The organism is Shewanella sediminis HAW-EB3 (assembly GCF_000018025.1).
In the GTDB taxonomy this organism is placed as follows: Bacteria; Pseudomonadota; Gammaproteobacteria; order Enterobacterales; family Shewanellaceae; genus Shewanella; species Shewanella sediminis.
Window position 1 is genome coordinate 3,200,879 of record NC_009831.1, and the last position, 12,865, is coordinate 3,213,743.

The following is a 12,865-nucleotide window of genomic DNA, read 5'->3' on the forward strand; positions in this document are numbered from 1 at the left end:
TGGGTCTTTTTTTGTCTTTTTTTCACCCTACTTATCAGCGACCAGCAAGTTTGGCTGCATCGGTAAACAGATTAAAGAAGTTATCTGTGGTGTATTGAGCCAACTCCTCGAAGCTCTCGCCACGTAACTGAGCGATATACTCGGCCACATCCCTGACGAAAGCGGGTTGATTCTCTTTACCGCGATGAGGAACCGGGGCTAAATAGGGGGCATCGGTCTCGACAAGTAACCTGTCTTTAGGCACCTTACGAATGACGGTTCTCAACTCACCCGCATTTTTAAAGGTCGCAATACCCGAAACCGAAATATAAAAGCCTAAATCGATAGCAGCCTTAGCCATCTCCCAGTTTTCGGTAAAGCAGTGCAAGACACCACCGACCTTGTCACCGTGTCCATTTTTCAAAAAATTAAGCGTATCTTCACGCGCGTCACGAGTATGAATGATCAAAGGCTTATTGACCTGAACCGCCAGCTCGATCTGCTGCTCGAAGCAAGTCTGCTGTAAGGCCTTTGTTTCATTGGCATAAAAATAATCCAAGCCGGTCTCACCTATGGCAATCACCTTTGGCTCTTTTACAAACTCCTGTAGCTGAACGGCATCTAACCCCTCTTGAACATCCAGAGGGTGAACACCTGCCGAAAGAAACACCTGATCAAACTCAGCCATCTTATCGCGCATAGACTCGAAGCCATTTTGACGAACATTAACACAGAGGAAGTAATCAACCCCTCTGCTTTTAGCTTCTTTGAGGATATGTTGAAGAGTTTGATGATCGGGTGCCGCTTTTAAACGGTCAAGATGACAATGAGAATCGATGAGCACGGGAACTTCCAGCAGTTAATTGGTACAAAAAAGATCTAATCAGTAAAGCCAAGCAGTGATTAATTTAGCCGGGATTTAGCTGAGTAATTACAGAGGATGGAAGGATACAGACCTACATGGTGCAGGTCAAATCACCGGACGCGAGCTCTCTGGATAACAGGTTTTCAATATGGTGCTTGTGGGTATCGGGATCCGTTAATATTTTCACACCAATGCCTGCGGGCCGACCACCTGAGGCTCCTAATGGATTGATCCAAACCACGACCCCCTCAAACTGGTGCTTAGAGGTTGAGCCGGGAAGTTGATATGCAATCGTTAACTCTTGCCCCAGATAATGGCTTTCCGTGGTCGCAACGAACAAACCTGCCGGCTTAATAAAGGGCATGTAAGCGCGGTAAAGCTGATGTAGGGTGTCAAAATTAACAACTAGATCTATCATAAACCGATCACTTTTTGCCCATCTCGTTGTATTCTAATATAAATGATTGAAATAAGGCTAAATAATTTACATTCGGCATAAGTAAAAGACGATGGTAAGTCGCCATCACCTTCGCGCTGAACTCTGTTATTCTCACTCTCAACAATGCATCTAATTCTGTCTGTTTCACTAATTTCTGCCTTAAAAGTAGGTATAAAACTTTAAGTGCATCAGAAACTTGCTTTTCATTTATATTAATTAAATTAGCACACAGGTGACCAGAGGACAAACTTTGAGACCAGTCTTTTCTTAGCTGAAGCAAGGCGGCATATCGGTCGCCTTCCAGTGCCTTAGCTAACTCCAAGGGTCCGCCCATCACCGGCAGACACCAGGTTACATCGGATTTAACACCCGCTACCAGTGATAGCCAAGCCTTGATCTCTTCGCGTGTTGGTGCCTGAAAATGGATCCGTTGACAGCGACTACTTATGGTAGCCATCAACCGCGAAGGCGTATCAGACTGTAACAGCAGTAATGTCTCGTTACCGGGCTCTTCGAGTGTTTTTAACAGGGCATTCGCCGAGGCCTGGTTTAACTTTTCACAATTACTGATAACGGCAACGCGCCTTCCGCCTTGCTGTGACGTCGACGTCAGCTTTCGACAAAGCTCCCTCACCTGATCGACCTTAATTTGATTTCCGTCGGCCACAATGTGATAAAAGTCCGGATGATTATTCGCCTCGACTAACTGACACGCTTTACAGAATCCGCATGCTCCCTGCGATGTCACCAATTGGCATAGTGCGGCTTTTGCCAAGGCTAAAGAGAGAATTTCACCACCATATCCGTTATGCACCCCAACAAGGTATGCATGACCGATATGCTGTGATTTTAGTTGCTCACTAAAATCTCCGATAACAGGGGTCAACCAAGGCAGATCCATTACCACTCCATTGATTGTAATAACGCAAGAATATCTTTATGTACTTCAGCCATCGTTTGGCCTGCATCGATAACGGCGATGGAATCATCTTTCGATGCGAAGGAGAGAAAAGTCCCACGGGCGCGCTCAAAAAAAGCCAGCTCTTGCTTCTCTATTCTATCTAACTCACCCCGACTTGCGGCGCGACTCAGACCCAATTCAGGGTCGATATCCAGATAGATAGTTAAATCAGGCTTAAACTCTCCCAGCGTGGCGTGACTCACGACCTCGACTAAATCCATCAAGCCCCGCCCTCCCCCTTGATAGGCCAGGGATGAAAGGTTATGCCTGTCCCCAAGCACCCACTCTCCACGAGTTAGGGCGGGCTTAATCACGTTGGCGACTAACTGGGCTCTTGCCGCGTAAAGGAGAAGACACTCGGCCTCGTCACAGAGAGGATCACTCTCATCGGCGATTTTAACCAGATCCCTCATACGTTCAGCCAATGGCGTACCGCCGGGTTCACGGGTACAAACGGGGGCTGTACCTGTATGCTTCTCGATAAAGTCCCGAACAAGGGATATCGCACTGGATTTGCCTGCGCCTTCCAACCCCTCGATCACAATAAATTTACTGGTTTTTTCGCTATTCATCGATTTCTCTGATACTTGTTTACGGCACGGTTGTGCTCGACTAATGTTCTTGAAAATACGTGACTGCCATCATTTCTGGAAACAAAATAGAGGTAGTTTACGTCTGCCGGTTGCGCCGCAGCAAGCAGCGATGCGCCACTTGGCGCCGCAATGGGAGTTGGCGTCAGCCCATTAATTCTATAAGTATTAAAGGGGGTTAGCTCTCTTAAGTCCTTGCGCGTAATATTGCCTTGGTACCTTTCTCCCATGCCGTAAATCACGGTCGGATCGGTTTGTAAGCGCATCCCTTTATTGAGGCGGTTAGCAAATACTGCCGATATCCAGGGACGTTCGCTGGCCTTGCCAGTCTCTTTTTCAATTATCGATGCCATGATCAATAACTCATAAGGAGACTTAAGGGGAAGGTCCTCAGCCCGTTGCGCCCAGGCGGCGGCTAACTCTTGCTGCATCTTGTTATAACTTTGAGTAACCACCAATTGAATATCATCACCGGCAACATAGTGATAAGTGTCGGGATAAAATTTACCTTCAGGCAGACCTGACTCATCTCCCTGATCGGCTAAAACGCGCCTGAATACATCATCAACAAACTGACTTTGAGGTAAGGCTTCCAATATCGCCAACCACTCCTTGATGCTCTGCCCCTCTATAAGCGTCACACTGAAGACTTTCTCTTTTCCCTCAACCAACTTTTCAAGCAGTTCGTTAACTGTCTCACCGGGCTCTATAACGTAAAATCCTGAGCGAATTTTAGCAAGTTCTGGTTTAAGACGAGCCAATACCTTCAACTTCCAGCCCTCGGTCACTATTTCCCGTTTCTCCAACGTCGTCACCAGCTGTGAAAATGAGGTACCGCGTTTGAGTTCAAGATCTTGTGGCTGAGCGACGCTCAGCGGAGACTGACTATACTCGATTATATGTTTATAACCCCAAAAACCAATCCCACCAGCGAGGGTAAGCAGAGTTAAGCTGGTTGCGACAAGCGCTATAATAATTTTTTTCATAAGGTAAGGTGCAAAGAGTGTCTTATTGAATCTGTAAAAGGTGACCGCTCAAAGGTAAGGTCATCGACTCGGTTAATATCGACAAGGCCAAACAGGCTATTAGTAATAAACCCATGCTCAAATTGAGACAGTTGCTGATAGCTAACGTCAGTAATATGCAGATCGAAACCTCGATCTATGAGTGCATAGATGACCTGCTCTCTCATCACTCCGGCAACCCCCGCCAAAGCAATGCTTGGTGTGACGACTTTATTACCATCAACCAGAAACAGGTTGGCCATCGATGACTCAATAACATTGTGCTTTTGATCCATCACTAGCCAATCATCAAAACCTGAAGCGAGTTGCTTTGATTTTATTAGTACCTGCTCGAGGCGATTGAGATGTTTAATACCGGCTAGCAAGGGTTGATGTGCCAGCTTAACATCGCTGCTCTTCAACGATATTCCATCACTTTGCCATTGTGAATAATGGCAGGGGATAGCATGAAGCGAGACGATTTCGGTAATGGTCGCGGAGGCTGGCGCAGCGTAGCCTCGTCCGCCGACGCCCCGGCCGAGTAATAGCTTAATACAGCCATCTCCATGGGTCATCGCGAGGTGGTTCATCTGGGCAATAAGCGGATCACTGGCGCACCAGTCGAAACCTAACCGTTTCGCGCCCTGAGTCAGCCTCTGCAAGTGGGCCCGTAAAAACAAGACCTCACCACCACTGAAACGCATGGTCGCAAACAGTCCGTCACCGTAGGCTAATCCACGTTCAAACGGATCAATCTGGCAGTCTTGTTTCCCATTCACCCAAACTTCAGTCATGACCACACAAACCTGTGTTTGGCGCAAATATTAACCATTCGCTTACTCCCTTTAAAACCCATACACTCCTCTGTCCTTGGGTTGTGCTCACTATGTTCGTTACTGTGACAAAAATAGAATCAAAATGTAGATTCGCTTTCTATAGCCAAGCGTCTCCAATATGCACAACTTAAGGTCGTTAGTCACCCCCAACATAAACGACATCTCCCCCCTCCATGGCGGCCTTCACGAAATAGCTCGGGTATAAAGCGTATTATTTTGCTAACAGATGCTGAATTCGAGTCTTGAGAATATCGGTAGCGATACGGTTTTTACCACCGCGCGGCACAATAATATCCGCATACTGCTTAGATGGTTCGATAAATTGCAGGAACATAGGACGAACAGTCTCTGTGTACTGTGACATTACAGACTCCATAGTACGGCCACGCTCGGCAACATCGCGAGAAAGGCGGCGCATAAAACAGATATCCAGTGGCGTATCCATAAAGACACTCGCATCCATAGTATCTCTAAGTACCGGATCGGTCAGCAGCAAGATACCTTCCAGGATGATCACCTTCTTAGGCGTCATCTTAATGGTCTCTTCCATACGCGTATGCTCGTTATAGCTGTAGGTAGGGATCTCTACCGCTTCACCAGACTTCAAGGCCGTTAAATGGCTGCATAAAAGCTCATGGTCGAGTGCTTTAGGATGATCGTAATTAGTCAGTATCCGCTGATCCATCGAAAGATGTCCCTGATCTCTGTAATAGGCATCTTCGGCAATAACACCTATCTGGTCGGTACCAAGATCACGGCACAACTCTTCGTAGATGGTTTTTGCGATTAAACTTTTTCCAGAGGCTGACGCCCCCGCGATACCGATAATGACACACTGAGAATTCATGCTGATAAAACCTTATTCGTCATCTGAAATACTAATTGAAACACTGGATTGTACTTTGGTGAGTGCGAGCTGAGCTCCCACTTTTCTTGCTATCTCACGATAAAGTGCTGCCACTTCACCGTCAGGGTCGGCTACGACCGTAGGTGTGCCGTTATCTACATCTTCACGGATGTTGAGCTTAAGCGGTAACTCTCCCAAAAGAGGAACCTGATAACGCTCGGCCATCTTACTGCCACCGTGACTACCAAACGGATGCTCTTTATGACCACATTCGCTACACATGTGAAAACTCATATTCTCAACAATGCCTAACACAGGAATGTTCACTTTGCGGAACATGCTGATCCCTTTCTTGGCATCGGCAAGGGCGATATCTTGAGGCGTTGTCACCACCACTGCACCTGTCACCGGCACTTTTTGAGAGAGGGTCAGTTGAATGTCACCCGTCCCCGGTGGCATATCGATAACCATGTAATCGAGCTCCGGCCATTGAGTTTCATTCAACAACTGGGCTAATGCACCTGCAGCCATAGGGCCACGCCATACCGCGGCTTCATCATCGGCTAGCATAAAACCGATAGATTGTGCCGTAATGCCATGGGCTGTCGCTGCCGTCATCATTTTTCCATCAGGCGAGACTGGCTTAAAATCAGTCACACCCAACATTAACGGAATAGAGGGACCATAGATGTCGGCATCCAGGATGCCCACTTTAGCGCCTTCGGCTGCAAGGGCTAATGCCAGGTTGACCGCGGTCGTTGATTTACCCACACCACCTTTACCGGAAGCGACGGCAATCACTTGCTTCACATTCTCAATCGGCTCAACACCACCAATGGCTGAAATAGACGCAGGTTGGAAGTCGATTTCGCATTCCACTTCATCGATTGCATCTAGCACAGCAAGCTTTTTCGTTATCGCCATAACGGTATCACGGTACTGTGTCATGCATGGATATGGGTAACACAGACCCAACTGCAAACGTTTACCATCCATCGATAACTTGTTTACGCAGCCGGCGCTGACCAAACCTTGTGCTAAATACGGATCTTGATATGCATCCAAAATGGCCAAAACAGGCCCGAGAAGATCGTCGGTGAGACGGTAATTCTGAGAAGCTGAAGACAAAAGTGCTACCCCCTATAAAAAATTTGACCAAGTGTACCAGAAAATGACCCGAATATTCGTGTAGATTTAACCCACTTAAATCACCTTTTGATGAAAGTCTCGCTGGGATCGGTTAGTATCTATGCCATTCTTTTTGGGCTCCTTACTGATTTTGAGACAAGATGGCAAATTCACAACGTAAAATCCTGGTGACAAGCGCACTTCCATACGCCAATGGACCTATCCATTTAGGCCATATGCTGGAATATATTCAAACCGATATTTGGTCACGATTCCAAAAACTTCGTGGACATGAATGTCACTATATCTGTGCCGATGATGCCCATGGTACGCCTATCATGCTTAAGGCTCAGCAGCTGGGTATTGAGCCGGAAGAGATGATAGCTCAGGTCAATAAAGAGCATCAGCAGGATTTTGCTGACTTCAATATCAAATTTGACAATTTCCACAGCACTCACAGTGTTGAAAACCGCGAACTTTCGGGTGAAATCTACCTCAAGTTACGTGATGCCGGTTTTATCAAGACTCGCACTATCTCGCAGTTATTTGATCCAGAAAAGTCGATGTTTCTTCCGGACCGCTTCGTTAAAGGCACCTGCCCTAAGTGTAAGAGTGAAGATCAGTACGGCGATAACTGTGATAACTGTGGCGCCACATACAATCCTACAGATCTGATTGATCCTAAATCGGCCGTATCTGGTGCAACTCCTGTGATGAAGGACTCTGAGCATTTCTTCTTCGACCTGCCTGCATTTGAAAACATGCTTAGCGAGTGGACTCGCTCTGGCGCAATTCAAGATGAGATCGCAAATAAGCTAGCTGAATGGTTCGAACAGGGCCTGCAGCAGTGGGACATCAGCCGTGATGCCCCTTACTTCGGCTTCGAGATCCCTGATGCGCCGGGTAAGTACTTTTACGTATGGCTCGATGCCCCTATCGGTTACATGGGTTCGTTTAAAAACCTGTGTGACAGACGTGAAGATCTTAACTTCGACGACTTCTGGTCTAAAGACTCTACTGCCGAGGTGTATCACTTCATCGGTAAAGATATCGTTAACTTCCACAGTTTATTCTGGCCAGCCATGCTCGAAGGTGCGGGTTACCGTAAACCCACCAGTGTATTCGCTCACGGCTATGTCACGGTTAACGGCGCTAAGATGTCAAAGTCTAAAGGCACCTTTATCAAGGCCCGTACTTACCTTGATAACTTAGATCCTGAATACCTGCGTTATTACTATGCGGCTAAGCTCAGCAATCGTATTGACGATCTCGACCTTAACCTGGAAGATTTTGCCCAGCGTGTTAACTCAGATCTGGTTGGTAAGTTAGTTAACCTGGCTTCACGCACCGCGGGCTTTATCAGCAAGCGTTTCGATGGCAAGTTGGCTAAAATCGCCGACACCACACTTGAAGAGACTTTCCTGGCGAAGCAGGAGGTCATTGCAGATCTCTACGAGAACCGTGAATTCGGTAAGGCGATGCGTGAGATCATGGCACTGGCTGATATCGCCAACGCTTATGTTGCCGACGCTGCACCATGGCAGTTAATTAAAGATGAGGCTAAGCAAGATGAGGCACATCAGGTGTGCAGTAATGCACTAAACCTGTTCCGCATCTTAGTGACTTATCTCAAGCCGGTACTGCCAAAACTTGCAGACGATGTCGAAGCCTTCCTTCAGTTCCCGCTTACCTGGGACAATTTAGGCGCCGATCTCGCCGGTCATGAAATTGCTAAGTTCAAAGCCTTGATGCAACGCATCGATATGAAAAATATCGAAGCTATCATCGAAGCGTCGAAGGACAACTTGCAAGCAACCACCGAGGCTGCACCAGAGAAGAAAGCTAAGAAATCGGCTGAAACAGCTGATGTCGCAGTAGATACCCGCAGTCCGCTGGAAAGCGACCCTATCTCAGATGAGATAAGCTTCGATGATTTCGCCAAACTCGACTTGCGTATTGCACGTATCGCTAAGGCCGAACATGTACCGGAAGCCAATAAGCTACTGAAACTTCAGTTAGACTTAGGCGGTGAGACCAAGCAGGTCTTTGCCGGTATCAAGTCAGCTTATGCGCCGGAAGATCTGGAAGGCAAGCTCACCGTGATGGTGGCCAACCTTGCGCCGCGTAAGATGCGCTTCGGTATGTCTGAAGGCATGGTGCTTGCTGCGGGTCCCGGTAACAAAGATCTGTGGATACTGGAGCCTCACGAAGGTGCCCAACCGGGTATGCGAGTTAAGTAACCCGCTGTGATTTACCCGAAGTGAGTGACCCTCGCAGTAAGTGATAGTTAAACATAAAAAAGGGCCGCAGTGATGCGGCCCTTTTTATTTAACCAGTCCCCGCCCTATGATAAGAGCCCCGTCCTGAGATAAGTTGGTTGCCATCCTTGGCTCGGGAAATCTTTAATTAGAATTCATAACCAACTGCGATGTTACCTTGGACATCGCCACGGTCGCCTGCAGACTTAGAAACACCGCCACGGATAACAACGGCCTCAGTAGCTCGGTAGCCGAAACCAACCGCTACCGCTTTCTTGTCACTTGCGAAACCAAGACCAACACCAACCTGCATTTTTCCAACATTGTAAGGCTGCGGTAAACCAGACAGTGCGTTAGTCATGGCGGCATTCTCATTCATGTAGTCTTGGAAGCCGTCAATACGATTCTCAAGGGCTTCAATCTTCTTGCTGTTTTGGTCGATTTTTTCAGCGTTCGCATCGATGCGCTTATCTAGCCTTGCGACTTGTTTAGCTCCATCTCCACGGATTTCTCGGTCGTAGTTATCAAGTTCTTCTTTGAATTTCTTAAGTGCGGCGTCAGTGTCGATCTTGCTAATTGCGTCATCGATCTTACCTTCAATAGCTTTTTCAAGTGCGGCGGTATCAATACTTGCTGCTGCGTCTTCAACTGCCTTGTTCGCTATGTCCTTAGCTTCTTTTCGAGCGGCCTCGATATCTTCTTCGGTGATCGGATTGCCGCCATTGCTTTGAACTTCATCGATACGCTTGTTTAAAAGTGCGACCTCTTCGCCACCTTGAGAGACAGCACTGTTCAAACGAGAGTCAACATCTTGGCTTAGACTGGTTAGCGCTTTATCTGCATCGTTGCGGATCACGCTATCGTCATATCCTTTACTAGCGACTTCATCGATACGCTTATCAAGACGAGCAGAATCAGCTCTGCCTTCTTCACGGATCTGAGTGTCATCGTATCCAGATTTATTGATCTTCTCGATACGGTCATCAATATATTCTTTACCCGCTTCAATAGCCTTTTCGCCATCACTGCGTAGCAGGGCTTGAGCACCTGTCAGATCAACAATCTCTTTCTGGTTCTCTACGATATTGTAGCGGTTGTGGTTAATTTCAGAGTTACTAGCATTAATGGCCTTTTCGCCATCTGCGCGGATCTGAGCATCATCGTATCCAGATTCATTGATCTTCTCGATACGCTCATCTAATCGAGCAGCCTCATCGACACCTTCCTTACGTAGACTTTCGTTTGCTTCGAAGTTATTAATTACCCCCTGTGCAAGTGTTTCTGAGCCCGTTAATCTGACCATATCCGCAAGCTGTCTTTCACCACCAATAGATGCTTGGTTTGTTTCAATTAGATTAGAATTCTCAGTAATGACCTCAGTCATCGAGCGATTTTCCCACTTAGGATCTTCCCAATCACCAATAGTTTTATCAATGCGACCAATATCAACTTTATTAGCTTTTCCATCAGCGCGTAGCTTAGCTTGACTATCTGTCAGATTATTAATGTTGACGCCGTTATTCTTAACATCACTAGCATTGTCACGGATCATAGTCTCATGAGCAAAAACCATATCCTCGTTTTTCATGCTACGAGTAGAATTGTTCATGATTTTCTTTTGCAGCCATTCTGGGACTTCTACAGAACTCGCCGTTTCAGCGAAAGCAGAGGTAGAGACAACAGTCATAATAGTTAAAGCAATAATCGATTTTTTCATTCCCGAATTTTCCATTGGTTTAAATTAATTCGGGGCGGAGTATCAACAAAATTTAAACACTCGACATCACTAGGAGAATTGGTGAGTGCTCGTGATAACAACCTTTAATCTGGGCGAAAGACACTGAAAGCCTCGCCAAAAACACTCAGACGCAAAAAAGCCCCATAGATAGGGGCTTTTAAGGGATATTAAAAACTGGCTCGACGGGGGTGAGCTATAAACTTGAAACTCTATCTAGTGAAAATATATAAAAGTCAGTAAATTCTCCCAGCCTTACAGCGCCTCAACCTTTTCAATCGGCACACCGGATTGTATCCACGCATCTGTGCCATAGAGAGGCACGGTCGACAGAGCGTGTTTGTGGCTGCCCTCGGTCTCTTTGGTCGAATATGAGAGATAGAGTAACGTCTGATTATCTGCATCATAGATACGACGCACTTTTAGGGTCTTAAACAAGATGCTGAGAGACTGTTTAAAGACAATCTCGCCATTCTTACTCCTGTCGATATTGGCAATATCCATCGCCGAGATAGGTCCGGTCTGTCTGCAAGAGATACTCATGTCAGAGGGATCGGCCAAGCTTAGGTTGGCTTCGACACGGCTGATATGACAGGTGACACCAGCAATTTTGGGATCTTGTTTGGCGTCGATAATCACATCTTTAGTGGTAAAGAGCCCCAGGCTGACTTTACCGACATCATCGCCGCAGGCACTCAGGCCTCCCAGCAAAATGAGTGCAGAGGTTATTTTGCCGAGTGTCGTCAATACTTTCATCATCCTTCCTTAAATACTTTTTGCGCCCATCGCGTTAATCCTGCCGTTACACTACCAAAATGATCACCTACTACGATAGGGATAGCGGGATATAATCCTGCGATCTTGTTATAGATTGCAGGGCTTCTTGCCGTACCACCGGTCACGTAGATCACATCGGGTTCAACGCCGGCAGTCGCTAACGCTTCTTGCATCAAGGCTTCGATTTTTGCACTCGGCGCTGCAACCGCCTCGGCGAACAAGGCCCGACTCACATCGGCGCTGAGTTTAGAGCAGATATAATCGAGCTCCATTGTTACAGACTCATTATCCGACAGGCTAATTTTAGCCTGCTCAGCACTGCGCACAATTCGATAGCCCAACTGATCTTGCTGCACCTTGAGTAGCCTTTCTAACAGCTCAGGTTTCTTAGCATCTTTAATCAACTCCTCGATCATCTTGCGAGAGCTTAATGATGAAAAGTCACGTTGAGCACTGATATCGTTAACGGCCACGGCATTCCAGAAAGGTTTACTCGGTACTGGCAGACCGTTGACCATATGACAACCTAAGCCTAAGTGAGACATGAAGGCCTTCATAGACAGTGCAATATCTAAGTCATTCCCGCCGACCCTTTGCCCGCTATGACCGAGAAAGTCATCCGTCCTGTCGGTTGAAGTAATATGTGATGGTCCCATCTTGACTACTGAGCAATCTGTAGTACCGCCACCGACATCGACGACCAGAACCACTTTGTCCTCGTTTAAGCTCGCCTCAAAGTCCATTCCCGCAGCCAATGGTTCAAACAGGAAATCGACATCGACGAAGCCAGCTCTTTTTGCTGCCAGGCGAAGAATCGACTCAGCTTGTTTATTGCTCTCTTCACCGCCGATCCCCTGAAAATTCACGGGTCTGCCGATAACGGCGTGGGTGATTGCATGTTTGTTATCTAAGCCTTGTTTCGACTCGGCAATCTGCTTTATATGCTGCATCATCATGGTGACGATATCTTCAAACAGGGCCACCTGATCGGCTCTTAAACCTGTAGCCCCTAAGAATGATTTTGGCGAACGGACATAGAAACCATCCTCAGGCATATCCAGGTATGCCTTAACGGCTTGTTCACCGACGAAAACAGCCTGTTCGTCACTATCTAAATCTAACTCGCGTCTTGCGTGACGAGCACGGCTCAGTTGAGCCGAACGGGCTTTGGCATAATCGGCTTTCAGGTGAGTCGGCATCTGCTGATATACCGCTTCGGCTATAAGCTCTCTGTCTAACGCGTAAAGAGTAGAGGCCAGATAGTTTGATCCCTCCGACAAAGGCAGCAATCTGACGTCATCCTCTTCCATAACCCCTATGGCGCAATTCGCACTACCATAATCAAAACCAACAAACATTCACTCGCCCCAAAGGTAAAAGCTACAAATAAAAAAGCCGTGAAAAATAGCACACTATGGCGGGAGTAAAAAGGGGGAAGCGTCATTT

The 12,865-nt window shown here is 47.0% G+C and carries 12 protein-coding genes; 1 reads left to right on the top strand and 11 read right to left on the bottom strand.

Going from position 1 to position 12,865, the window contains the following annotated elements; translation table 11 throughout:
• Positions 1-34 precede the first annotated feature (34 nt).
• From SSED_RS13875 to apbC, 8 genes are all read right to left on the bottom strand, one after another.
• Entirely contained in the window at positions 35-823 is a 789-nt protein-coding gene (locus SSED_RS13875) for a TatD family hydrolase (RefSeq protein WP_012142983.1), read from the bottom strand.
• Positions 824-935: 112 nt separating this feature from the next.
• A complete protein-coding gene (locus tag SSED_RS13880) occupies positions 936-1,262 on the bottom strand; it encodes a PilZ domain-containing protein (RefSeq protein WP_012142984.1) in 327 nt (108 codons plus the stop codon).
• A 7-nt stretch (positions 1,263-1,269) separates the two neighbouring features.
• A complete protein-coding gene (gene holB, locus SSED_RS13885; RefSeq protein WP_012142985.1) occupies positions 1,270-2,184 on the bottom strand; it encodes a DNA polymerase III subunit delta' in 915 nt (304 codons plus the stop codon).
• A complete protein-coding gene (tmk, locus tag SSED_RS13890; RefSeq protein WP_012142986.1) occupies positions 2,184-2,816 on the bottom strand; it encodes a dTMP kinase in 633 nt (210 codons plus the stop codon). Before tmk ends, holB begins: the two co-directional genes overlap by 1 nt.
• Positions 2,813-3,820, bottom strand: a complete 1,008-nt coding sequence (mltG, locus tag SSED_RS13895) for an endolytic transglycosylase MltG (RefSeq protein WP_012142987.1) — start codon at positions 3,818-3,820, stop codon at positions 2,813-2,815. Before mltG ends, tmk begins: the two co-directional genes overlap by 4 nt.
• Complete coding sequence (pabC, locus tag SSED_RS13900) at positions 3,817-4,632, bottom strand: aminodeoxychorismate lyase (protein ID WP_012142988.1); 816 nt, start codon at positions 4,630-4,632, stop codon at positions 3,817-3,819. The genes mltG and pabC overlap by 4 nt, the downstream gene beginning before the upstream one ends.
• Positions 4,633-4,885: 253 nt before the next feature.
• Positions 4,886-5,521: a uridine kinase gene (udk, locus tag SSED_RS13905; RefSeq protein ID WP_012142989.1), complete on the bottom strand. Its 636-nt coding sequence runs from the start codon at positions 5,519-5,521 to the stop codon at positions 4,886-4,888.
• A 12-nt stretch (positions 5,522-5,533) separates the two neighbouring features.
• Positions 5,534-6,649, bottom strand: coding sequence for an iron-sulfur cluster carrier protein ApbC (gene apbC / locus SSED_RS13910; protein WP_012142990.1), 1,116 nt, complete (start codon positions 6,647-6,649; stop codon positions 5,534-5,536).
• A gap of 161 nt (positions 6,650-6,810) precedes the next feature.
• On the opposite strand from apbC, the gene metG reads away from it, so the two are divergent.
• On the top strand, positions 6,811-8,889 hold the full coding sequence (metG, locus tag SSED_RS13915; protein ID WP_012142991.1) for a methionine--tRNA ligase: 2,079 nt from the start codon (positions 6,811-6,813) through the stop codon (positions 8,887-8,889).
• A 166-nt stretch (positions 8,890-9,055) separates the two neighbouring features.
• On the opposite strand, the gene SSED_RS13920 is transcribed toward metG, so the two are convergent.
• The 3 genes from SSED_RS13920 to yegD form a co-directional block, all read right to left on the bottom strand.
• Positions 9,056-10,624, bottom strand: coding sequence for a YadA-like family protein (locus SSED_RS13920; protein ID WP_041421701.1), 1,569 nt, complete (start codon positions 10,622-10,624; stop codon positions 9,056-9,058).
• A 273-nt stretch (positions 10,625-10,897) separates the two neighbouring features.
• Entirely contained in the window at positions 10,898-11,398 is a 501-nt protein-coding gene (locus SSED_RS13925) for a CreA family protein (RefSeq protein WP_012142993.1), read from the bottom strand.
• A complete protein-coding gene (yegD, locus tag SSED_RS13930) occupies positions 11,398-12,777 on the bottom strand; it encodes a molecular chaperone (protein ID WP_012142994.1) in 1,380 nt (459 codons plus the stop codon). Before yegD ends, SSED_RS13925 begins: the two co-directional genes overlap by 1 nt.
• Positions 12,778-12,865: the final 88 nt, after the last annotated feature.